The sequence below is a fragment of the Blastococcus sp. SYSU DS0510 genome (assembly GCF_054050835.1).
The window spans coordinates 110,540-134,166 of record NZ_JBJHAC010000003.1 but is presented as its reverse complement, the minus strand read 5'-3'; the positions used below and the strand labels follow the sequence as shown (position 1 = coordinate 134,166).

Annotated in this window: 18 protein-coding genes; 17 read left to right on the top strand and 1 reads right to left on the bottom strand. The window is 71.5% G+C overall.

What is annotated here, in order from left to right:
- Positions 1 to 95 precede the first annotated feature (95 nt).
- From rplJ to ACI79P_RS03680, 15 genes are all read left to right on the top strand, one after another.
- Positions 96 to 689 carry a 50S ribosomal protein L10 gene (gene rplJ, locus ACI79P_RS03750; RefSeq protein WP_456579687.1) on the top strand — a complete coding sequence of 198 codons (594 nt, stop codon included), beginning with the start codon at positions 96 to 98 and terminating at the stop codon, positions 687 to 689.
- Between the two features lie 17 nt (positions 690 to 706).
- Positions 707 to 1,099, top strand: coding sequence for a 50S ribosomal protein L7/L12 (rplL, locus tag ACI79P_RS03745; protein WP_456579686.1), 393 nt, complete (start codon positions 707 to 709; stop codon positions 1,097 to 1,099).
- Positions 1,100 to 1,426: 327 nt separating this feature from the next.
- On the top strand, positions 1,427 to 2,551 hold the full coding sequence (locus ACI79P_RS03740; RefSeq protein ID WP_456579685.1) for an ABC transporter ATP-binding protein: 1,125 nt from the start codon (positions 1,427 to 1,429) through the stop codon (positions 2,549 to 2,551).
- Positions 2,548 to 3,363, top strand: a complete 816-nt coding sequence (locus ACI79P_RS03735; RefSeq protein WP_456579684.1) for an MlaE family ABC transporter permease — start codon at positions 2,548 to 2,550, stop codon at positions 3,361 to 3,363. Before ACI79P_RS03740 ends, ACI79P_RS03735 begins: the two co-directional genes overlap by 4 nt.
- On the top strand, positions 3,363 to 4,232 hold the full coding sequence (locus ACI79P_RS03730; RefSeq protein ID WP_456579683.1) for an MlaE family ABC transporter permease: 870 nt from the start codon (positions 3,363 to 3,365) through the stop codon (positions 4,230 to 4,232). The genes ACI79P_RS03735 and ACI79P_RS03730 overlap by 1 nt, the downstream gene beginning before the upstream one ends.
- A 7-nt stretch (positions 4,233 to 4,239) precedes the next feature.
- A complete protein-coding gene (locus ACI79P_RS03725) occupies positions 4,240 to 5,619 on the top strand; it encodes an MCE family protein (protein WP_456579682.1) in 1,380 nt (459 codons plus the stop codon).
- Positions 5,616 to 6,683: an MCE family protein gene (locus ACI79P_RS03720; protein ID WP_456579681.1), complete on the top strand. Its 1,068-nt coding sequence runs from the start codon at positions 5,616 to 5,618 to the stop codon at positions 6,681 to 6,683. The genes ACI79P_RS03725 and ACI79P_RS03720 overlap by 4 nt, the downstream gene beginning before the upstream one ends.
- Positions 6,683 to 7,702 (top strand): MCE family protein, encoded by a 1,020-nt coding sequence (locus ACI79P_RS03715; RefSeq protein ID WP_456579680.1) that lies wholly within the window; start codon positions 6,683 to 6,685, stop codon positions 7,700 to 7,702. Before ACI79P_RS03720 ends, ACI79P_RS03715 begins: the two co-directional genes overlap by 1 nt.
- Positions 7,702 to 8,958, top strand: coding sequence for an MCE family protein (locus tag ACI79P_RS03710; RefSeq protein WP_456579679.1), 1,257 nt, complete (start codon positions 7,702 to 7,704; stop codon positions 8,956 to 8,958). The genes ACI79P_RS03715 and ACI79P_RS03710 overlap by 1 nt, the downstream gene beginning before the upstream one ends.
- Positions 8,955 to 10,214, top strand: coding sequence for an MCE family protein (locus ACI79P_RS03705; RefSeq protein ID WP_456579678.1), 1,260 nt, complete (start codon positions 8,955 to 8,957; stop codon positions 10,212 to 10,214). Before ACI79P_RS03710 ends, ACI79P_RS03705 begins: the two co-directional genes overlap by 4 nt.
- Positions 10,211 to 11,479 (top strand): MCE family protein, encoded by a 1,269-nt coding sequence (locus ACI79P_RS03700; RefSeq protein WP_456579677.1) that lies wholly within the window; start codon positions 10,211 to 10,213, stop codon positions 11,477 to 11,479. Before ACI79P_RS03705 ends, ACI79P_RS03700 begins: the two co-directional genes overlap by 4 nt.
- Before the next feature lie 69 nt (positions 11,480 to 11,548).
- Entirely contained in the window at positions 11,549 to 12,172 is a 624-nt protein-coding gene (locus tag ACI79P_RS03695) for a hypothetical protein (RefSeq protein WP_456579676.1), read from the top strand.
- A 325-nt stretch (positions 12,173 to 12,497) separates the two neighbouring features.
- Positions 12,498 to 13,013: a hypothetical protein gene (locus tag ACI79P_RS03690; RefSeq protein ID WP_456579675.1), complete on the top strand. Its 516-nt coding sequence runs from the start codon at positions 12,498 to 12,500 to the stop codon at positions 13,011 to 13,013.
- 387 nt (positions 13,014 to 13,400) lie between these two features.
- The gene (gene rpoB / locus ACI79P_RS03685; protein WP_456579674.1) at positions 13,401 to 16,907 is read left to right on the top strand and encodes a DNA-directed RNA polymerase subunit beta; all 3,507 of its coding nucleotides are present in this window, start codon (positions 13,401 to 13,403) and stop codon (positions 16,905 to 16,907) included.
- 117 nt (positions 16,908 to 17,024) lie between these two features.
- Complete coding sequence (locus ACI79P_RS03680; protein WP_456579673.1) at positions 17,025 to 20,930, top strand: DNA-directed RNA polymerase subunit beta'; 3,906 nt, start codon at positions 17,025 to 17,027, stop codon at positions 20,928 to 20,930.
- A gap of 260 nt (positions 20,931 to 21,190) precedes the next feature.
- On the opposite strand, the gene ACI79P_RS03675 is transcribed toward ACI79P_RS03680, so the two are convergent.
- Complete coding sequence (locus ACI79P_RS03675) at positions 21,191 to 22,231, bottom strand: LLM class F420-dependent oxidoreductase (protein WP_456579672.1); 1,041 nt, start codon at positions 22,229 to 22,231, stop codon at positions 21,191 to 21,193.
- A 524-nt stretch (positions 22,232 to 22,755) separates the two neighbouring features.
- Between ACI79P_RS03675 and rpsL the strand changes: the two genes are divergently transcribed.
- Both rpsL and rpsG read left to right on the top strand, forming a co-directional pair.
- A complete protein-coding gene (rpsL, locus tag ACI79P_RS03670) occupies positions 22,756 to 23,130 on the top strand; it encodes a 30S ribosomal protein S12 (protein ID WP_012950487.1) in 375 nt (124 codons plus the stop codon).
- Positions 23,130 to 23,600, top strand: a complete 471-nt coding sequence (gene rpsG, locus ACI79P_RS03665) for a 30S ribosomal protein S7 (RefSeq protein WP_091929116.1) — start codon at positions 23,130 to 23,132, stop codon at positions 23,598 to 23,600. Before rpsL ends, rpsG begins: the two co-directional genes overlap by 1 nt.
- Positions 23,601 to 23,627: the final 27 nt, after the last annotated feature.

Below are 23,627 nucleotides of genomic sequence, written 5' to 3'. Positions count from 1 at the left end.
GTGCGCCCTGCGCCGGGGCGTTCCTCGTCTCCGGGCCCCTCGACGCACGCAGTCGTGCAGCGTCCAGCAGTCGCCCGACAGACGAGAGGAGGCCCATGCCCACGCAGGCGAAGGCCGCGGTGATCGACGAGATCACCGAGCGGTTCCAGTCGTCCAGCGCGGCGGTGCTCACCGAGTACCGCGGGCTGACCGTGGCGCAGCTGACCCAGCTGCGTCGTTCCCTCGGTGAGGGCAGCAGCTACGCCGTCGTCAAGAACACCCTGACGAAGCGGGCGGCGGACTCGGTCGGGCACCCCGACCTGGCCCCGCTGCTCAACGGCCCGACCGCGATCGCCTTCATCGAGGGTGACGTCGTCGAGGCCGCCAAGGCCATCCGCGACTTCGCGCGCGCCAACCCGCTGCTCGTCGTCAAGGGCGGCGTCGTCGAGGGCCGCACCGTCGGCCCCGCCGAGGTCACCGCCCTGGCCGACGTCGAGCCGCGCGAGGTGCTGCTGGCCAAGCTGGCCGGCGCCATGAAGGGCAACCTGACCAAGGCTGCCGGGCTGTTCCAGGCCCCGCTGTCGCAGGTCGCCCGGCTCGCCGAGGCGCTCAAGGAGAAGAAGCCGGCCGAGGCCGGCGCTCCCGAGGCTGCTGCTGCTGACACCACCCCCGACGCTGACGCCGCGGACGCCGCGGCCAGCACCGACTGACCCCAGAAGGAGACATCATGGCCAAGCTTTCCACCGCGGATCTGCTCGACGCGTTCAAGGAGATGACCCTCCTCGAGCTGTCCGACTTCGTGAAGCAGTTCGAGGAGACCTTCGAGGTCACCGCTGCTGCCCCCGTCGCCGTTGCTGCCGCCCCGGCCGCCGGTGGCGGCGACGGTGGCGCTGCCGCCGCCGAGGAGCAGGACGAGTTCGACGTCATCCTCGAGGCTGCCGGCGACAAGAAGATCCAGGTCATCAAGGAGGTGCGCGGTCTGACCTCGCTCGGCCTCAAGGAGGCCAAGGACCTGGTCGACAACGCGCCGAAGCCGATCCTGGAGAAGGTCGCCAAGGACGCCGCCGAGAAGGCCAAGGCCGCTCTCGAGGGCGCCGGCGCCACCGTCACCGTCAAGTGAAGGACCCCGTCCTCCCCACCCTTCGCTAGCTCAGGGTGGGGCCCGGGACGGGGCCGTTCCACCGCCTCACCACAGGGGCCGTCCTCCTTCGGGAGGGCGGCCCCTGTCGCATGTCCGGGTGGTTGCGCACCCCGAACGGGGAGACGCGGGTCACGGGAACTCCGTGACACACGTAACCTTCGCCGGACCGCGTCGTTACTGACCGGTAGGAGCGCAGGCCAGGGCCCCGGACCACGGGACCCACCACGGTCGAGCGCCCCGCCGGGGCCCGCCGACGCGGCGGGGCGGGGACCGGGCGGGCCGGCCGGAACGGGAGGCAGGGGACACGTGGGCGTCGCAGTCGAGGTCTCGGGGCTGACCAAGTCGTTCGGCAGCCAGAACATCTGGAGCGACGTCACGCTCACGCTCCCGCCGGGGGAGATCTCGGTGCTCCTGGGGCCCTCGGGCACCGGCAAGTCGGTGTTCCTCAAGTCGCTGGTCGGCCTGCTGAAGCCCGAGCGGGGCTCGATCGTCATCTCCGACACCGACATCGTGAACACCAGCGAGTCCCGCCTCTACGAGGTGCGCAAGCTCTTCGGCGTGCTGTTCCAGGACGGCGCGCTCTTCGGCTCGATGAACCTCTTCGACAACATCGCCTTCCCCCTGCGCGAGCACACGAGGAAGAGCGAGTCGGAGATCCGGCGGATCGTCCTCGAGAAGATGGACATGGTCGGTCTGCAGGGCGCCGAGGGGAAGCTGCCGGGGGAGATCTCCGGCGGGATGCGCAAGCGCGCTGGCCTCGCCCGGGCGCTGGTGCTGGACCCCGAGATCATCCTGTTCGACGAGCCGGACTCCGGCCTCGACCCGGTCCGCGTGGCCTACCTCAACCAGCTGATCGTCGACCTCAACGCGCAGATCGACGCCACCTTCCTGATCGTCACCCACGACATCGGCACCGCCCGCACGGTGCCCGACAACCTCGGCCTCCTGTTCCGCCGCCACCTGGCCATGTTCGGCCCGCGGGAGCAGTTGCTGACCTCGCAGGAGCCGGTCGTGCGCCAGTTCCTCAACGGCCGCCGCGAGGGCCCCATCGGGATGAGCGAGGAGAAGGACGTCGCCCAGGTCGAGGCCGAGATGGCCGCACTGGAGGCCCGCGGCGGCGACCGGCACAACGGCATCGGGCCCAAGGGCGCCAGCGGCGGGGATGCCGTGCCGCCCCAGCTGGACCCCTCCCCAGGCCTGCCGGAGCGCAAGGCCGTGCGCCGCCGGCAGGAGCGGGTGGCCCGCATGCTGCACCAGTTCGACCCCGCCACCGCCGATGCCATCCGCGCCTCGCTGCCGCCGGACCTGCTCGCGCAGGCCGACGCCGGCCTCTTCCGCCCGACCCCCGGCGCGGGTGGCCGGCACTGGGCTCCCGAGCCGGGGAGGCCGGCCCCCGCGGTGGTGCTGCCCCGCGTCGGCGGCGCCGGGTGACCGCGACCGAGAAGCCGGTCGCCCCGGGCCTGCTGGACGGGAAGTACTCGCCGACCCGGCCGCTGGCGGCGAGCGGGAAGCTGTTCGCCTTCGCCCTCGACGTGCTGCGGGCGCTGCCCAAGCGGCCGTTCCAGGTGCGCGAGTTCGTCCAGCAGACCTGGTTCGTCGCCAGCGTGACGATCCTGCCGACGGCGCTCGTCGCGATCCCCTTCGGGGCGGTCATCGCTCTGCAGCTGGGCTCGCTGACCCGGCAGCTCGGGGCCCAGTCGTTCACCGGATCGGCCTCGGTGCTCGCCGTCCTGCGGGAGGCCAGCCCCATCGTCACCGCGCTGCTGATCGCCGGCGCCGGGGGGTCGGCGATCTGCGCCGACCTCGGCGCCCGCAAGATCCGCGACGAGATCGACGCCATGGAGGTCCTGGGGATCAGCCCGATCCAGCGCCTGGTCGTGCCCCGGGTGCTCGCCTCGATGCTGGTCGCCGTCCTGCTGAACGGACTGGTCAGCGTGGTCGGCGTGGCCGGGGGCTACTTCTTCAACGTCGTGCTGCAGGGCGGTACGCCGGGCGCCTACCTGGCCTCGTTCAGCGCCCTGGCCCAGGTGGAGGACTTCTGGTCGGGCGAGATCAAGGCCCTGGTGTTCGGCCTGATCGCCGGGATCGTCGCCGCCTACAAGGGGCTGAACGCCGGGGGCGGCCCCAAGGGCGTGGGTGACGCGGTGAACCAGGCGGTGGTCATCACCTTCCTGCTGCTGTTCGCGGTGAACTTCGTGATGACGGCGCTGTACTTCCAGCTCGTCCCCCCGAAGGGGGCGTGATGGCGCTCCTCTCACCCACCGACCGGGTCCGGGTCCGGGTCCGCCGGCTCGCCACCACCGTCTACCGGCGGCCGCTGGACACCCTGGACGACCTCGGCGACCAGCTGAGCTTCTACGGGCGGGCGCTCGGCTGGGTGCCGCGCGCCCTGCGGCGCTACAAGCGGGAGACCTTCCGGCTGCTGGCCGAGGTGACGTTCGGGTCCGGCGCGCTGGCGGTCATCGGGGGCACGGTCGGCGTGATCGCCTTCCTGTCCTTCTTCACCGGGACGGAGGTCGGGCTCCAGGGCTACGCCGCGCTGGACCAGCTCGGCACCTCGGCCTTCACCGGCTTCCTCTCGGCCTACTTCAACACCCGGGAGATCGCCCCGCTGGTGGCCGGGCTGGCGCTCTCGGCGACGGTCGGCTGCGGTTTCACCGCGCAGATCGGCGCCATGCGGATCAACGAGGAGATCGACGCCCTCGAGGTCATGGGGGTGCCCTCGCTGCCCTTCCTCGTGACCACCCGCATCGTCGCCGGCTTCATCGCCGTCGTCCCGCTGTACGTGCTGGGGCTGCTCAGCAGCTACTTCGCCACGCGCACCATCACCACGCAGGCCTACGGGCAGTCAGCCGGCACCTACGACCACTACTTCAACCTGTTCCTGCCGCCGCAGGACGTGTTCTGGTCGTTCCTCAAGGTCCTGGTCTTCGCCGTGGTGATCATCCTGAGCCACTGCTACTACGGCTTCCGCGCCGGCGGGGGGCCCGCGGGCGTGGGGCTGGCGGTCGGCCGGGCGGTGCGCTTCTCGATCGTCGCGGTGATGGTCATCGACCTGTTCCTGTCGCTGGCGATCTGGGGTTCCACGACGACGGTGCGGATCGCGGGGTGAACGGAGCATGAGCGGAGCGAGAGGGATGGTCGTCCGTCGGCGGCTGCAGGGGCTGGCCTTCCTGGTCGTGCTCGCGCTGCTGCTGGGCCTGGCCGTGGCGGCCTACCAGAAAGCGTTCACCGAGGTGGCCCGGGTGACGCTGCTGGCGGACACGGCCGGCAACCAGCTGCAGGAGGCCTCCGACGTCAAGGTCCGGGGCGTCATCGTGGGCGACGTCCGGGAGGTGCGGGCCGGCAGCGACGGCGCCGAGCTCGAGCTCGCGATCAGGCCCGAGTACCTGGAGCAGATCCCCGCCGACGTCACCGCCCGGCTGCTGCCCAAGACGCTGTTCGGCGAGCGGTTCGTCTCGCTGGAGCTCCCCGAGCGACCCAGCGCCGAGCGGCTCGCCGACGGCGACGTCATCGGCCAGGACCGCAGCGAGAACGCGATCGAGCTGCAGCGGGTGATCGACGGCCTGCTGCCGCTCCTGCAGGCCGTCCAGCCGCAGGACCTCTCCACGACCCTCGGCGCGGTCGCCGACGCGCTGCGCGGCCGGGGCGACCGGCTCGGCGCCAACCTGGCCGCGGTCGGGGAGTACACCGCGCAGCTCAACACCGTGCTGCCGCAGCTGCAGGCCGACATCTCGGGACTCGCCGACTTCGCCGACACCTACGAGTCCGCCGCCGACGACCTGCTCGCGGTGCTCGACAACCTCGCCGTGACCAGCACGACCCTGGTCGACCAGCAGGAGCAGCTGCGCCGGACCTTCACCGTGGGCCGGTCCGCAGGCGACGCCGCGGCCGGCTTCCTGGAGGCCAACGAGCGGACCATCATCTCGCTGGCCGAGACGTCCCGGCCGGTGCTGGGCCTCTTCGCCGAGTACTCCCCGGTCTACCCGTGCCTGCTGGAGGGGCTCACCCGGTTCAACCCGATGATCAGCGAGGCCTTCGGCGCCGACGGCGATCCGTCGCTCAACCTGAACATCGTCGTCACCCTGCCGCCGCGCAACCCCTACGTGCCCGGCGACCAGCCGGCCTACCTGGACCGGAGCGGCCCCGACTGCCAGGGCCTCGACGACATCGACGGTCTCATCCGGGCCGCCGAGCGCGGCGAGTACTACTGCCCGACCCCACCGGAGGACGGCGTCGACTCCGCGGACAACCCCTTCTCGGGGAACCCCGTCTGCCTCGGTGGCCGCGGCGCCGAGGACGTGCCCGAGGGAGCGGGGGACCCCAACCCCAGGGCCGGCAACTCCCTGCCCTACGACCTCGCCGGATCGACAGCGGAGCTGGACTTCGTGCGCAGCATCCTCGCCCACCAGACCGGGACCGGACCCGAGCAGGTCTCCGACCTCGCGGTCTCCACGCTGGCCCCCCTGCTCCGCGGCACCCAGGTGGCCCTGCGATGAGGGGCGCGCTGCGCGGGCTGGCCGCGCCGCTGACCAAGCTGCTGGTGTTCGGGCTGGTGACCGTGCTGGCCAGCTACGTGCTCATCAGCACCATCACCAACGCCGGCTACGGCGACCAGGTGCGGTACCGGGCGCAGTTCACCGACGTCGCCGGCCTCGTGGAGGGCGACGAGGTGCGCATCGCCGGCGTCCGGGTGGGCCAGGTGACCGGCATCGGGCTGGCCGAGGGGATCGACCGCCCGGTCGCCGAGGTGGTGCTGCAGGTCAGCGCCGACGTGCCGCTGCCGGCCGGGGTCGAGGCGACCATCCGCTACCGCAACCTCGTGGGTCAGCGGTACGTCGCGCTGGAGGAGGGCGACGGCTCCGCGGGCCGGGTGCTCTCGGAGGACGCGCTCATCCCGCTGGCGCAGACCACCCCCGCCCTGGACCTGACCACGCTCTTCGGCGGGTTCCAGCCGCTGCTGCAGGCGCTGTCGCCGGCGGACGTCAACCGGCTCTCCTTCGAGATCATCCAGGTCTTCCAGGGCGAGGGCGGGACGGTGCAGAGCCTGCTCGCGCACGTCGCCTCCCTGACCGACTCGCTCGCGGACAAGGACGCCGTCATCGGCAGCGTCATCGACAACCTCACGACCGTGCTCGGCAGCGTCGCCGCCCGCGACGAGCAGCTCTCGGGGCTCGTCGTGAGCCTGCAGCAGTTCGTCACCGGGCTGGCCGGTGACAGCCAGGCCATCTTCGACTCGCTGCAGACCATCGACGGGCTGGCCCGGTCCACCACCGACCTGCTGGTCGACGTCCGCGCTCCCCTCACCGCCGACATCCGCGCGCTGGAGGACCTGTCGACGACCCTGGCCGACAGCGGGGACGTGATCGAGGACTTCCTCCAGCTCGCGCCCACCAAGCTCGACCTGATCACCCGGACCGCCGTCAACGGCAGCTGGTTCAACTTCTTCCTCTGCGGGGCCTCGGGCAACGTCGTGCTGCCGGTCAGCAACCCCGACGGCACCGAGAACGCCGTCGAGGTGCCCACCGGGGGGCTGCGCAACGGCGAGCGGGGGTGCAGCTGATGGCCCGCGAGCCGCGTCCCTTCCGCAGCCGCAACCCCGTGACGATCGGCGCGGTCAGCCTGACGGTGATCACCGCGCTCGTGCTGCTGGCGTTCAACGCCCAGTCCCTGCCGCTCATCGGCGGCGGCACGGTCTACCGGGCGCAGTTCTCCGAGGCGGCCGGCCTGCGGCCCGACGACCCGGTCCGGGTCGCCGGCGTCAAGGTGGGCACCGTCGAGGGCCTGGCCCTGGAGGACGGCGCGGTCACCGTCGAGTTCCGGGTCCGGGACGCCTTCGTGGGCGACCGCTCCGAGGCCGCCATCAAGATCGAGACGGTGCTCGGCGCGAAGTACCTCGCCCTCGTGCCGCGCGGATCCGCCGAGCTGGACCCCGACGAGCGGATCCCGCTGACCCGCACGGCGTCGCCCTACGACGTCGTCGAGGCCTTCGCCGACCTGTCGACGACGGTGCAGGACCTCGACACCGGCCAGCTGGCCGGTTCGTTCGAGGTGCTGGCCGAGACCTTCGCCGAGACGCCGGACGAGGTGCGCAGCTCGCTGCAGGGGCTGGCCCGGCTGTCGGACACCATCGCCGCCCGCGACGCCCAGCTGCGCGAGCTGCTCTCGGCGACGCGGACGGTGACCGACGTGCTGGCCGACCGGAACGGGGAGTTCACCCGGCTGATCCTCGACTCGAACACGCTGCTCACCGCGGTGCAGGAGCGGCGGCAGCTGATCGACTCGATCCTCACCAGCACCCAGGAGCTCTCGACGCAGCTCTCCGGCCTGGTGGCCGACAACCGCGAGGCGCTCACGCCGGCGCTGGCGCAGCTCTCGCGGGTGACCGAGATCCTGGCGCGCAACCGGGAGAACCTCGCCCAGACCGTCGACCGGCTGGCGCCGTTCGTCCGGGTGTTCACCAACACCCTCGGCAACGGCCGTTGGTTCGACAGCTTCGTGGACAACCTGCTGCCCGGCGTGGTCGGCAGCATGGTGTGCGGGGGCCCCGGCGTGCCGGTGTCCTGCCAGGAGGGGAACTGATGAGTGGCTCCCTGCAGCGCGGCGTCGCGGTGGCCGCCACGCTCGTGCTGGTCGGCGCGCTGGGCTGGACGGTGCTCCGGCCGGCCGGCCAGTACCGGGTCACGGCCTGGTTCGGGCAGGCGGTCGGGCTGTACGCGGGCAGCGACGTCCGCGTCCTCGGCATCGACGTCGGGGAGATCACCGAGGTGCGCCCCGAGGGCGACCGGGTGCGTGTCGAGATGGCGATCGACGACGACTACGACATCCCGGCCGACGCGAACGCCGTGGTGCTCGCGCCCTCCCTGGTCTCCGACCGGTACGTGCAGTTCGCCCCCGTGTACGACGGCGGGCCGGCGATGCGCGACGGTGCGGAGGTCCCGCTGGAGCGGACCGCGACGCCGGTGGAGCTCGACGCCGTGTACGGCGCCCTGGACGAGCTCTCCGCGGCGCTGGGTCCCACCGGGGCCAACGCCGACGGCGCCCTGTCGGACCTGATCGACGTCGGGGCGGCGAACCTGCAGGGCACCGGGGACGACCTCAACCGCACGCTGACCGGCTTCTCCCAGGCGGTGCAGACGCTGGCCGAGAACCGCGACGGGCTCTTCGACTCGGTCGAGAACCTGCAGCGGTTCACCAGCGCGCTGGCCACCATCGACAACCAGGTCGGGGTGTTCAACGAGAACCTCGCGGCCGTCGCAGACCTGCTCGAGGGGGAGCGCGAGGACCTCGCCACCGCGATCCAGCTGCTGTCGCAGGCGCTCGGCGACGTCGCCGGCTTCGTGCAGGACAACACCGACCTGCTGCGCACGAACGTCGACCGGCTGGCCGACGTGACCCTCGCGCTGGTCCAGCAGCGGGACGCCCTGGCCGAGGTCCTGGACGTCGCCCCCGCGGCGCTGGGCAACCTGTCCCACGCCTACAACCCCGACTACGGGACGCTGGACACCCGGGACAACTCCATGGGCGCCACCAGCCCCGAGGTCATCGTCTGCCAGGTCCTGGGGGCGACCGGGCGGCTGCGGCTGGACCTGGACCTGGTGCCCGACGTGGTCACCGACCCCCTGACCCAGGGCCTCCAGCTGCCGCCGATCGAGCAGATCTGCACCCGGCTGCTGTCGGGGGACGCGGACGCCGACGGCGCCCTGGACGACCTCGACGGAGACGGCGTGAGCGACCTGCAGGAGCTGCTGACCGCGCTCTACGGCGGTGGCGCCGCCGGGGGCCGCACCGGCGGCTCGCTGATCGGCCTGCCCGACCTCGCGGGAGGACAGCCGTGACCCGGCCACTCGCCCGGGCGACCGCCCTGACCGCGAGCGTCCTGCTGCTCGCCGGCTGCGACTTCCGCGGCGCCTACTCCTTCGGCCTGCCCGGCGGGGCTGACCTCGGTGACGAGCCCTACACGGTGCAGGTGGAGTTCCTCGACGTCCTGGACCTGGTGCCGCAGTCGGGCGTGCGCGTCGCCGACGTGCCGGTCGGCCGGGTCGAGGAGATCGAGCTGGGGGAGGACTGGACCGCGCTGGTGACGCTCTCGGTCAACGGCGACGTCGAGCTGCCGGCCAACGCGGTGGCGATGGTCCAGCAGACCTCGCTGCTGGGCGAGAAGTTCGTCGAGCTGGCGCCCCCGGGGAACGAGGAGCCGCGCGGCGCGCTCGCCGACGGCGCCCGGATCGGGCTGGACCGGACCAACCGCAACGTCGAGGTCGAGGAGCTGCTGGGCGCCCTCTCCCTCGTGCTCAACGGGGGTGGGCTCGCCCAGCTGCAGACGATCACCCGGGAGCTCGGTGTGGCCCTGGAGGGCCGGGAGCAGGCGATCCGCAGCACGCTGCAGCAGCTGGACACCTTCATCGGCGGGCTCGACGCGCAGCGGTCGGAGATCGGCCGGGCGCTGGACAGCGTCGACGCGTTGTCGGCGAGCCTGGCCCAGCGCACCGAGACGATCGAGACGGCGCTGGACACCATCGGCCCCGGCCTGGACGTCGTGAACCAGCAGCGCGACCTGCTGGTCTCCATGCTCGACAGCCTGGCCCGGCTCGGTGACGTGGGGACCCGCGTGATCGACCAGGCGGGCGCGAACACCGTGGAGGACCTGCGGCTGCTCCAGCCGATCCTCACCCAGCTCGCCTCGGCCGGGCCGGACCTCGCCGGCTCGCTGGACCTGCTGCTCACCTACCCGTTCCCGGCCAGCTCGCTGTCGGCGCTGAACTACCGGCAGGACCTGCGGACCGGGGGCTACGGGTTGTTCACCAACATGACCGCCAGCCTGGACCTGGACCTCACCGAGGTGCTCTGCCGCTACTTCGTCGACCCGCTCACCGGTGCCCTCGAGGAGGCCGCGCCCGCTGACTTCACCGGGGAGCGGTGCGGCGTGCCGGGCAGCCCGCCGGGGAACGCGTCCGGCGCACCGGCCGGGGGACCGGGGACGCCGGCGCCGCAGGCCGGCCCGGGCGCCCTGCTGCCGGAGGGCATCGTCGGCCGGGTGCCCGGCCAGGGCGGCCTCGCCGGCCTCCCCGACCTGCTGGGAGGCCGGCCGTGATCACCCGGACCACCAAGCTGCAGCTCGCGGCGTTCGCCATGGTGGCCGTCCTCGGGATGGCGTACCTCGGCTTCACCTACGTCGGCCTCGACCGGCTGGTGCTCGGCACCGGGTACGAGGTGGCCGCCGACTTCCGCGACTCCGGCGGCATCTTCGAGAACGCCGAGGTCACCTACCGCGGGGTCTCCGTGGGCCGGGTCACCGACATGGAGCTGGTCGACGACGGGGTGCGCGTGACGCTCACCATCGACCCGGGCGCCGAGCCCATCCCCGCCGACGCCAGGGCCGTGGTCGCCACCCGCAGCGCGGTGGGGGAGCAGTACGTCGACCTCGTGCCCGACGACGCCGAGGGCCCCTACCTCGAGGAGGGCGCGGTCATCCCGCAGGAGCGCACCGCGATCCCCGTGCCGGTCGAGCAGCTGCTGCTGAACGTCGACGAGCTGGTCGGCTCCCTGGACCAGGAGAACCTGCGGATCGTCGTGGACGAGCTGGGCCGGGCCTTCGCGGGAGCCGGTGACGACCTCGGCCGGCTGATCGACAACGGCGACCTCCTGCTCACCCGGGCCCAGGAGTCGCTCCCCGAGACCCTGCGGCTGATCACCGACGGCCGGACGGTGCTCGAGACCCAGGTGGCCAGCCGCTCGGCGATCGAGCAGTGGGCCGCCGACCTCCGGCTGGTGAGCGACACGCTCGTCTCCAGCGACCCCGACCTGCGCAGCCTCCTGGTCACGGCCCCGGACGCCGGCGACGCGCTGCAGCGCCTGGTCGCGGAGGCCGGCCCCGGGCTCGGCCCGCTGATCCGCAACCTCGACGTCCTCAACCGGGTCACCGTCCCGCGCCTGGACGGCGTGGAGCAGTTGCTCGTCACCTACCCCGACGTCGTCTCCGGTGGTTTCACCGTCGTCCGGGACGACGGCGGGACCATGCGGGCCCACTTCGGGTTCGTGCTCAACGCCGGCGACCCCCACGCGTGCACCAGCGGCTACGTGTCGACGGGGTCCCTCTCCGGGCCCGGAGCGGTGCAGGCGCTGGACACCGAGGCGGTGCGGTGCGAGGTCGTGAACGGGGCCGACCCGGCCCCCGGGGACGGCGTCGACGAGACCGGGTCGAACATCCGGGGCGAGCAGAACATCGGGCGCTCCGGCGGGGTCGGCGGGACGGGGACGCAGAGCGGCGGGGGCACGCGCCCGCCGGTGCTCACCGGCCTCGACGAGCTCCTCGGCGAGCTGCTGAGCGCCAGCCCGTTCGCCCGCACCGGCGCGTGAACCACCCATCCGGGTCGATCACGGTGCGCCGTCGGCCCGGCCCACGAGACGACAGAGGAGGATGCGCGGGTGATCAGTGACGCGCGGTCCCGGACGCCCCGGGGCGACCGGGGGAGCGACGCCCCGGTCGCCGTCGCCGAGGAGACGGCGCTCGCCGACGTGGACGCCGGGGAGCAGCCGGCCGACGAGCCGGCGTCCGGCGTCCCGGCCACCCGGCCGGCGGTCCCGGTCGTGCCGCTGCTGGCGGGCCTCCTGGTGCTGCTCGTGGCCGCCCTGGCCTTCCTGTGGTCGACCCGGCCCGAGCCGTCGTCCATCCGCACCGACGACTACGTCGACGCGCTGCAGGCCGCCCGGGCCCACGTGGTCGACCTCACCTCGTTCGACCACGTCACGCTCGACGAGGACATCCGGCAGATCGAGCAGGTGGCGACCGGCGAGCTGGGCGAGGAGACGATCGCCCAGCTCGAGGCCCGACGCCAGCAGATCGTCGAGTCCGAGGCCGTGGTCAGCACCGAGGTCGTCGGGGCCGGCGTCACCCGGGCCGACGAGGACGAGGCGGCCGCGCTCCTGGTCATCGAGTCCGCCCAGAAGAGCAACGTCGACGAGCAGGCCCAGCTGCTGCGCTACCGGATCGAGGTCGAGCTGACGAAGGTCGACGGCCGGTGGCTGCTGTCCGCGATCCGGGGAGCGTGAGGTCGCGATGAGCCAGACACCGGAGGAGCGGCCGCGGCCCACGGCACGCCCCAGGCCCGCGGCCCGGCCCAGCCCCCGCCCCCGGGTCGCCGGGAGCCGGCGCGAGCGGGAGGACGGCGCCCCGCCGGCCGGTCCGGCCGGCGCGCCCCCCGCAACCGGCCATGCGGACACGGCCCCCGGCCCGGCGGACACGGCCATCGGCCCGGCGGACACGGCCGGTCCTGCCGCCCGGCGGGCGGGCTCCGCCCGGCGCCACGCGGCCCGCGGCAGCGCGCCGGCCGCCGACGCGTCGTCCGCGGGCCGCCGGCGTCCGGGCCGGGCGCTCGTGGCCGTGCTCGCAGCGCTCTGCCTGCTGGCCGCCGTCGGCACCGGTCTCCTCCTGCGGGAGCGGCTGGACCCCGGCTACGTGCAGACCGCGGTGATCGACGCGGCCGGCGACGGCGTGCGGGCGCTCTACGCCTACGACTACGAGGACTCGGAGGGCAGCGTCCAGGGCAAGCTCGCGGTGCTCACGGGCGAGCTGCGCGAGCAGTACGAGCGGGACCTGTCCCAGGGCGGGATCATCGACACCTACGAGCAGGTGTCGGCGACCACCAGCTACGAGGTGAACGACGTCGGGCTGCAGCAGATCAACGACGCGCAGGACACCGCGACGCTCGTCGTCTTCGGCCAGTACGTCGTCCGCTCGGTCACCACCGGGCAGCAGCAGCCGCCCGAGGGGTCGGAGTGCCAGATGACCCCCGAGGGCGCGCAGTCCTGCGTGCAGACCGTCCAGGTCCGCATGGTGACGGTCGACGGCGAGTGGAAGATCAGCGAGCTGACCTTGCTCACCACGAGCTGAAGGACCCTGCCGGAGGGCCGGTCCGGCGGTCGCCGCTCGGCGTGGCGGTACCACCGAGGTGCGTCCGCTGTCATGATGGATCCGGCACACACCCCGTCGGCCCTGCCGGCTGCGCGACCCGCGGATGTGGCACCGCTCGCACCGGTACCCCCGACGTGGACTTAGCGCAACAGCAGGGGTAGGGTCTCCTGTTGCGCTGCCCTCTGACTGCCTGCCCGCCCAGACGGGTCACGACGGGTGCCCGGGAATCCCCCGGGCAGCTCCCGTGCTGACCTGTCCGGCGGGCTCTCGCGGCCGTCGCGGACAGCCTCGCCATTACCGACGACGACCCAGGACGACCCCGCAGCCCACCGCCCGCACGTCGTGAGGTCCTTGGAAGGACGCATCTTGGCAGGCTCTCGCCCCACCAGCATCACCCCCGGCACCACCGAGTCCGGCACCACCCAGACCACCCCGGCCCCGCAGAGCGGTCCCCGCACCGGCGAGGCCGACCAGCAGAAGATCCCCGGCGCGCCGCTGCGGGTCTCGTTCGCCAAGATCTCCGAGCCCCTCGCGGTCCCGGACCTCCTCGCGCTCCAGACCGCGTCGTTCGACTGGCTCGTGGGCAGCCCCGAGTGGCGGGCCACGCTCTCGCCCGAGGAGCAGGCCGACGCCGTCGGCGGCCTCGCCGAGATCCTCGAGGAGATCTCCCCGATCGAGGACTTCAGCGGCTCGATGTCGCTGTCCTTCTCCAACCCGCGCTTCGAGGACGTCAAGGCGTCCCTCGAGGAGTGCAAGGACAAGGACATGACCTACGCGGCGCCGCTGTTCGTCACCGCCGAGTTCATGAACAACACCACCGGCGAGATCAAGAGCCAGACGGTGTTCATGGGCGACTTCCCGATCATGACGAACAAGGGCACGTTCGTCATCAACGGGACCGAGCGCGTCGTCGTCTCCCAGCTGGTCCGCAGCCCCGGCGTCTACTTCGACAAGACCCTGGACAAGACGTCGGACAAGGACGTCTTCAGCGCCAAGGTCATCCCCAGCCGCGGCGCGTGGCTGGAGTTCGACGTCGACAAGCGCGACACCGTGGGCGTCCGCATCGACCGCAAGCGGCGCCAGCCGGTCACCGTGCTGCTCAAGGCGCTCGGCTGGACCGAGGACCGCATCCGCGAGCACTTCCAGTGGTCGCCGACCGTCCTCGCCACCCTGGAGAAGGACCACATCGCCGGGCAGGACGAGGCCCTGCTCGACATCTACCGCAAGCTGCGGCCGGGCGAGCCGCCGACGCGTGAGTCGGCGCAGGCGCTGCTGGAGAACCTGTTCTTCAACCCGAAGCGCTACGACCTGGCGAAGGTCGGCCGGTACAAGGTCAACAAGAAGCTGGGCGTCGAGGTGCCGCAGAGCACCAGCACGCTGACCGAGGACGACATCGTCGCCACCATCGAGTACGTCGTGCGCCTCCACGCCGGCGAGCCCGACCACGGCGTCGACGACATCGACCACTTCGGCAACCGCCGCCTGCGCACCGTCGGCGAGCTGATCCAGAACCAGATCCGGGTCGGCCTCTCCCGCATGGAGCGCGTGGTCCGCGAGCGGATGACGACCCAGGACGTCGAGGCGATCACGCCGCAGACCCTGATCAACATCCGGCCGGTCGTCGCCTCCATCAAGGAGTTCTTCGGCACCAGCCAGCTGTCCCAGTTCATGGACCAGACCAACCCGCTCGCGGGCCTGACCCACAAGCGCCGCCTCTCGGCGCTGGGTCCGGGTGGTCTGTCCCGTGAGCGGGCCGGCATGGAGGTCCGCGACGTCCACCCCAGCCACTACGGCCGCATGTGCCCGATCGAGACGCCGGAAGGCCCGAACATCGGCCTGATCGGATCGCTGTCCTCGTTCGGCCGCGTGAACGCGTTCGGCTTCATCGAGACGCCGTACCGCAAGGTCGAGAACGGCCAGGTCACGACGCAGATCGACTACCTGACCGCCGACGAGGAGGACCGCTTCGTCGTCGCGCAGGCCAACAGCCCGCTCGACGCGCAGGGCCGCCTCGCCGAGGAGCGGGTCCTGGTCCGCACCAAGGGTGGCGAGGTCGACTACCTGTCGCCCGAGCAGGTCGACTACATGGACGTCTCCCCGCGGCAGATGACCTCGGTCGCGACGGCGATGATCCCGTTCCTCGAGCACGACGACGCCAACCGCGCGCTCATGGGCGCCAACATGCAGCGTCAGGCGGTGCCGCTGCTGCGCAGCGAGGCCCCGCTGGTCGGCACCGGCATGGAGCTGCGTGCCGCCGTCGACGCCGGTGACGTGGTCGTGGCCGAGAAGGCCGGTGTGGTCGAGGACTCCACCGCGGACTACATCACCGTCATGGCCGACGACGGGACCCGGCAGACCTACCGGCTGCTGAAGTTCCGCCGCTCGAACCAGGGCACCTCGGTCAACCAGACCCCGCGGGTCGACGAGGGCCAGCGGGTCGAGGTCGGCCAGGTCATCGCCGACGGTCCCTGCACCGACCAGGGCGAGATGGCGCTGGGCAAGAACCTGCTCGTCGCCTTCATGTCGTGGGAGGGCCACAACTACGAGGACGCGATCATCCTGTCGCAGCGCCTCGTGCAGGACGACGTCCTGTCCTCGATCCACATCGAGGAGTTCGAGGTCGACGCCCGCGACACCAAGCTGGGCGCCGAGGAGATCACCCGGGACATCCCGAACGTCTCCGAGGACGTGCTGGCCGACCTGGACGAGCGCGGCATCATCCGCATCGGTGCCGAGGTCGTCCCCGGCGACATCCTGGTCGGGAAGGTCACGCCCAAGGGCGAGACCGAGCTGACCCCCGAGGAGCGCCTGCTGCGCGCGATCTTCGGCGAGAAGGCCCGCGAGGTCCGCGACACCTCGCTCAAGGTGAAGCACGGCGAGTCCGGCAAGGTCATCGGCGTCCGGGTGTTCTCCCGTGAGGACGGCGACGAGCTGCCCGCCGGCGTCAACGAGCTGATCCGGGTCTACGTCGCCCAGATGCGCAAGATCTCCGACGGCGACAAGCTCGCCGGGCGCCACGGCAACAAGGGCGTCATCTCGAAGATCCTGCCGCAGGAGGACATGCCCTTCCTCGAGGACGGCACCCCGGTCGACATCGTCCTCAACCCGCTCGGCGTGCCGGGCCGCATGAACGTCGGCCAGGTGCTGGAGATGCACCTCGGGTGGATCGCCAAGCAGGGCTGGGAGGTCGACGGCGACCCGGACTGGGCGAAGAGCCTGCCCGAGGCCGCCAAGGCCGCGGCCCCGGGCACCCGGACCGCGACGCCGGTCTTCGACGGCGCCAAGGAGGACGAGATCATCGGCCTGCTGGGCTCGACGATCCCGAACCGCGACGGCAAGCGGATGGTGGCGCCGACCGGCAAGGCGCGGCTGTTCGACGGTCGCTCCGGGGAGCCCTTCCCCGAGCCGATCGCCGTCGGCTACGTCTACATCCTGAAGCTGCTGCACCTGGTCGACGACAAGATCCACGCCCGCTCGACCGGCCCGTACTCGATGATCACGCAGCAGCCGCTGGGTGGTAAGGCGCAGTTCGGTGGTCAGCGCTTCGGCGAGATGGAGTGCTGGGCGATGCAGGCCTACGGCGCGGCCTACGCGCTGCAGGAGCTGCTCACCATCAAGTCCGACGACATCCTCGGCCGCGTCAAGGTGTACGAGGCGATCGTCAAGGGCGAGAACATCCCCGAGCCGGGCATCCCGGAGTCGTTCAAGGTGTTGCTCAAGGAGCTGCAGTCGCTCTGCCTCAACGTCGAGGTGCTCTCCGGCGACGGGCAGGCGATCGAGCTGCGCGACACCGACGACGAGGTCTTCCGGGCCGCGGAGGAGCTGGGCATCGACCTGTCCCGCCGCGAGCCGTCGTCCGTCGAAGACGTCTGAGAAAGGACCCCCTCCCTCCCCACCCCTCGCACGCTCGGGGTGGGACCCGGGGAGGGGGCCTTCCAGCCACAACATTTCCAGAATGTGCAGTAACGATCCCCTGAAAGGGGTCACACCTTGCTCGACGTCAACTTCTTCGACGAGCTCCGCATCGGGCTGGCCACCGGCGACGACATCCGCCAGTGGAGCCACGGTGAGGTGAAGAAGCCCGAGACCATCAACTACCGGACCCTGCGTCCGGAGAAGGACGGTCTCTTCTGCGAGAAGATCTTCGGTCCCACCCGGGACTGGGAGTGCTACTGCGGCAAGTACAAGCGCGTCCGGTTCAAGGGCATCATCTGCGAGCGCTGCGGCGTCGAGGTCACCCGCGCCAAGGTGCGTCGTGAGCGGATGGGGCACATCGAGCTGGCCGCGCCGGTCACCCACATCTGGTTCTTCAAGGGTGTGCCGTCCCGCCTGGGCTACCTGCTCGACCTGGCGCCCAAGGACCTCGAGAAGATCATCTACTTCGCGGCCTACATGATCACCTCGGTCGACGACGAGGCGCGCCACCGCGACCTCCCGACCATCGAGGCCGAGATCAGCGCCGAGAAGTCCAACCTCGAGAACCGGCGCGACGCCGACGTCGAGGCCCGCCAGCAGAAGCTGGAGGCCGACCTCGCCGAGCTCGAGGCCGAGGGTGCCAAGTCCGACGTGCGCCGCAAGGTGCGCGAGGGCGGCGAGCGCGAGATGCGCCAGCTGCGCGACCGCGCGCAGCGGGAGATCGACCGCCTCGACGAGGTGATGGACACCTTCCGCAAGCTCGAGGTCAAGCAGCTCATCGCCGACGAGGGCCTCTACCGCGAGCTGCGGGACCGCTTCGGCGAGTACTTCGAGGGCGGCATGGGCGCCGCGGCGCTGCAGAAGCTGCTGTCCGGCTTCGACCTCGACGCCGAGGCCGCCTCGCTGCGCGAGACCATCCGCAGCGGCAAGGGCCAGCGCAAGCTGCGCGCGCTCAAGCGGCTCAAGGTGGTCGCGGCGTTCCAGCAGACCCGCAACTCGCCCATGGGCATGGTGCTGGACTGCGTCCCGGTCATCCCGCCGGACCTGCGCCCGATGGTGCAGCTCGACGGTGGCCGCTTCGCCACCAGCGACATGAACGACCTGTACCGCCGCGTGATCAACCGGAACAACCGGCTGAAGCGTCTGCTCGACCTCGGCGCCCCCGAGATCATCGTGAACAACGAGAAGCGGATGCTCCAGGAGTCCGTGGACGCGCTGTTCGACAACGGCCGTCGCGGCCGGCCGGTCACCGGCCCGGGCAACCGTCCCCTGAAGTCCTTGAGCGACCTGCTCAAGGGCAAGCAGGGCCGGTTCCGTCAGAACCTGCTCGGCAAGCGCGTCGACTACTCCGGCCGTTCGGTCATCGTCGTCGGGCCGCAGCTGAAGCTGCACCAGTGCGGTCTGCCCAAGCAGATGGCCCTGGAGCTCTTCAAGCCCTTCGTCATGAAGCGGCTGGTCGACCTCAACCACGCGCAGAACATCAAGTCCGCCAAGCGGATGGTCGAGCGCGCCCGCCCCGTCGTCTGGGACGTGCTGGAAGAGGTCATCACCGAGCACCCGGTGCTGCTGAACCGCGCGCCGACGCTGCACCGCCTGGGCATCCAGGCCTTCGAGCCGCAGCTGGTCGAGGGCAAGGCCATCCAGATCCACCCGCTGGTCTGCACGGCGTTCAACGCGGACTTCGACGGTGACCAGATGGCGGTGCACCTGCCGCTGTCGGCCGAGGCCCAGGCCGAGGCCCGCATCCTGATGCTGAGCTCGAACAACATCCTGAGCCCGGCCGACGGTCGTCCGATCACCGCGCCGACCCAGGACATGGTGCTGGGCCTCTACCACCTGACGACCCTGGTGCCCTCGCGGCACGAGGCCGACGGTGGCCGGCCGGCGGCGTTCTCCTCGGCCTCCGAGGCCGTCATGGCCTACGACCTGGGTGCCCTGGGGCTGCAGGAGCGGGCCTACATCCGCCTGGACGAGGTCTTCGGCGTCGACAACGGCAAGGTCAACGAGCCGTGGGAGCAGCCGGAGGACTGGACGCCGGGTCAGCCCGCGGTCGTCGAGACCAGCCTGGGCCGCGTGCTGTTCAACGAGGCCCTGCCCGAGGATTACCGCTTCGTCAACTACCAGGTGCCGAAGAAGGAGCTCGGGGCGATCGTCAACGACCTCGCCGAGCGCTACCCCAAGGTGCAGGTCGCGGCCACGCTGGACGCCCTCAAGGCGGCCGGGTTCCGCTGGGCCACGCGGTCGGGCGTCACCATCGCCATCGACGACGTCGTCACGCCGCCGGTCAAGCAGGAGATCCTCGACCGGCACGAGGCCGAGGCGGCCAAGATCGAGAAGCAGTACGAGCGGGGCGTCATCACCGACGCCGAGCGTCGTGGCGAGCTGATCGAGATCTGGACCCGCGCGCGGGCCGAGGTCAGCCAGGCGATGGTGGACAACTTCCCGACCACCAACCCGGTCTGGGTCATGGTCAACTCGGGCGCCCGAGGCAACATGATGCAGATCAGCCAGATCGCCGGTATGCGCGGTCTGGTCGCGAACCCCAAGGGCGAGATCATCCCGCGGCCCATCAAGGCCAACTTCCGGGAGGGTCTGTCGGTGCTGGAGTACTTCATCTCCACGCACGGTGCCCGCAAGGGCCTGGCCGACACGGCGCTGCGGACCGCCGACTCCGGGTACCTCACCCGTCGTCTGGTGGACGTCTCGCAGGACGTCATCATCCGCGAGGAGGACTGCGGGACCGACCGCGGCGTCCTCATGCCGATCGGCACGCTGGTCGACGGCGTGGTCACCCGTGACCCGCACGTGGAGACCAGCGTCTACGCCCGCGCCCTGTCCGCCGACGTGGTGGCCGAAGATGGCACGGTCATCGCCCCGGCGAACGCCGACCTGGGCGACGTGCTGATCCAGACGCTGATCGACGCCGGTGTCGCGGAGGTCAAGGTCCGCTGCGTCCTGACCTGCGAGTCGCTGCTCGGCACCTGCGCCACCTGCTACGGCCGGTCGCTCGCGACCGGCAAGCTGGTGGACGTCGGCGAGGCGGTCGGCATCATCGCCGCCCAGTCGATCGGTGAGCCCGGCACCCAGCTGACGATGCGCACCTTCCACACCGGTGGTGTCGCGGGTGAGGACATCACCCACGGTCTGCCGCGAGTGGTGGAGCTCTTCGAGGCCCGTGTCCCCAAGGGCAAGGCCCCGATCGCCGAGCTGGCCGGCACGGTCCGGATCGAGGACGGCGAGCAGTTCCGCAAGCTCACCATCACCCCGGACGACGGCTCCGACGAGGTCGTCTACGACAAGCTGTCGCGTCGCTCGCGGCTGCGGGTCGAGGACGGCGCCCACGTCGAGGTCGGCGAGCAGCTCACCGAGGGTGCGGTCGACCCGCACGAGGTGCTGCGGATCATGGGCCCGCGCGAGGTGCAGCTGCACCTGGTCCGCGAGGTCCAGGAGGTCTACCGGTCGCAGGGTGTGTCGATCCACGACAAGCACATCGAGGTGATCATCCGGCAGATGCTGAAGCGGGTGACCATCATCGACTCGGGCGCCACGGAGTTCCTGCCGGGTGCGCTGGTGGAGCGGACGATCTTCGAGACCGAGAACCGCCGCGTCGTCGCCGAGGGCGGCGAGCCGGCCTCGGCGCGTCCGGTCCTCATGGGCATCACCAAGGCCTCGCTCGCGACCGAGTCGTGGCTGTCGGCCGCCTCCTTCCAGGAGACGACCAAGGTGCTCACCGACGCCGCGATCCAGGGCAAGAGCGACAGCCTGCTCGGCCTCAAGGAGAACGTGATCATCGGAAAGCTGATCCCGGCGGGTACGGGCATCAGCCGCTACCGGAACATCACGGTCGAGCCGACCGAGGAGGCGCGCGCCGCCGTCTACACCATGGCCGGCTACGAGGACGGGCAGTACTACAGCCCGGACGTCTTCGGTCAGGGCACCGGCGAGGCCGTCCGCCTCGAGGAGTACGACTGGCGGGGCTGAACAAGGACCTCCCTCTCCCCACCGCTCGCACGCTCGCGGCGGGCCCCTGAGGGAGGCCGTTCCAGCACGTCACGGGAGGGCCCCGCAGGTCGTCAGACCTGCGGGGCCCTTTCGTATCCCCGACCGCCCCCCGCGCCGGGATCAGGTGACCTGATCATCGCGTGTCCTCCCTCGGGGCAGGCGGTGGGGGAGGACACGCTGCGGTGAGGGAGGACGGCCGGGACGGCGCCTGGCCGCGGTGTCGTCCGGGGGACGACAGATCACGCAGCGAGGCGCTTCATCGTCTCCACGGTGCGCAGGCGGGCCTCGCGGCTGCCGTCGAGCGGCTGGAGCATCAGCGTCGTGACGCCGGCCTCGGCGAACGCGGCGATCCGCTCGGCCACGTACCCCTCCGGGCCGATGAGCGACGACGCGCGCACCAGCTCGTCGGGCACCGCGGCGGCGGCCTCGTCCTTCCGGCCGTCCAGGTAGAGGTCCTGGATCGTCTTCGCCTCGGCCTCGTAGCCGTACCGGACGGCGAGGTCGTTGTAGAAGTTCTTGCCGCGCGCTCCCATGCCGCCGATGTACAGGGCGAGGGAGGGGCGCACGAAGTCCAGCAGCCCCTCGACGTCCTCGCCGATCGCCACGGGCACCCCGGTGATGATCTGCAGCTCACCGAGGGCGGCGTCCCGCTTGGCCTTGCCGGCCGCGAGCGAGTCCCCCCAGACCGAGGCAGCCTTCTCCGGGACGAAGAAGATGGGCTCCCACGCCTCGGCGATCTCGGCGGCCAGCTCCACGTTCTTGGGGCCCAGGGCGGCCAGCATCACCGGGACGCGCTCGCGCACCGGGGTGTTGATCAGCTTGAGCGGCTTGCCGAGCCCGGTGCCCTGGTCGGCAGGCAGCGGCACCGTGTACTTCTTGCCCTGGTGGTCCAGGCGCTCCCGGCGCCAGACCTGGCGGCAGATCTCGACCACCTCGCGGGTGCGCTGCAGCGGGGCGTCGTAGGCGACGCCGTGCCAGCCCTCGATCACCTGCGGCCCCGACGCCCCCAGCCCGAGGGTGAAGCGCCCACCGGAGACGAAGTCGAGCCCGGCCGCCGTCATGGCGGTCAGCGCCGGCGTGCGGCTGTAGATGGGCAGGATGGCGCTGAGCAGCTCGACCCGCTCCGTCACGGCGGCCAGGTAGCCGAGCTGGCTGACCGCGTCGAAGGTGTAGACCTCGGCGACGGCGGCGACGTCGAGCCCCGCCGACTCGAGGTCGCGGATCTCCGCCGCCGTCTCCTGGAAGCCACCGCTGTAGCTGGCCTGGATGCCGATGCGCACGTGCACTCCTCTGTGTCGCGGCACCATCGTTGGCGCCGTCCCGCACGCTATCGGTCGCCGTACGGGACAGCGGAGGAGCTGTGCCGAGGGCGCGGGCGGGGGTAGTCTCCGCAGGGTTCCGGCCCCTGCCCGGCCCCTCCGGTCGACGTGTCGACCGGTGTGAGGGACCCGGCTTTGACCGCCTGTTCAGGCACGGGTATCGTGGTCAGCCGTGCCCAGGGTGCCCTGGGCCTGCTCCCGTTCGCGGTGCGTCTGGGGGGCCGGAGGTGACAGCCTCCCGGTCACCGAGGACCACCTCCCGGCCTCGCCGGAAGGTGGCGGCGCCGGAGTCGCGAGGGGCAACCGAGTTCGGTCTGACACCGGACCGGTCCTGGGAAGGGCAACACGCCCGACCGCGTGGACCGGACACGGAACATGGCCGGGGTCGGGGAGGTTCCGACCAGGGACCGGCACCCCAGCACCACCCCCCAGAGCAGCACACAGACGAGCACCACCCCAGCGCAGGTAGGAGATCCAGGCCACCCATGCCCACGATCAACCAGCTGGTCCGCAAGGGCCGCGAGGACAAGGTCGAGAAGACCAAGACCCCGGCGCTGAAGGGTTCGCCCCAGCGTCGCGGAGTCTGCACGCGCGTGTACACGACGACGCCGAAGAAGCCGAACTCGGCGCTGCGCAAGGTCGCTCGCGTCCGCCTGACCAGTGGCATCGAGGTGACCGCCTACATCCCGGGCGTCGGCCACAACCTGCAGGAGCACTCGATGGTGCTCGTGCGCGGCGGCCGTGTGAAGGACCTGCCCGGCGTCCGCTACAAGATCATCCGCGGCTCGCTGGACACCCAGGGTGTCCGCAACCGCAAGCAGGCTCGCAGCCGGTACGGCGCGAAGAAGGAGAAGAGCTAATGCCGCGCAAGGGCCCCGCGCCGAAGCGTCCGCTGGTCGCCGACCCGGTGTACCAGTCGCCGCTGGTCACCCAGCTGGTGAACAAGGTGCTGGTCGACGGCAAGCGCTCGGTCGCCGAGGCGATCGTCTACGGCGCCCTCGAGGGTGCCCGCGCCAAGACCGACACCGACCCGGTCGTCACGCTCAAGCGCGCGCTGGACAACGTGAAGCCGGCCCTCGAGGTCCGCAGCCGCCGCGTCGGTGGTGCGACCTACCAGGTCCCGGTCGAGGTCCGCGCCTCCCGCAGCACCACGCTCGGCCTGCGCTGGCTCATCCAGTACAGCCGGGCCCGCCGCGAGAAGACGATGACCGAGCGCCTGATGAACGAGCTGCTCGACGCGAGCAACGGCCTCGGTGCCGCCGTCAAGCGGCGCGAGGACACGCACAAGATGGCCGAGTCGAACAAGGCCTTCGCGCACTACCGCTGGTAACCACCAGCGCCCGCCGTCGGCGGGACT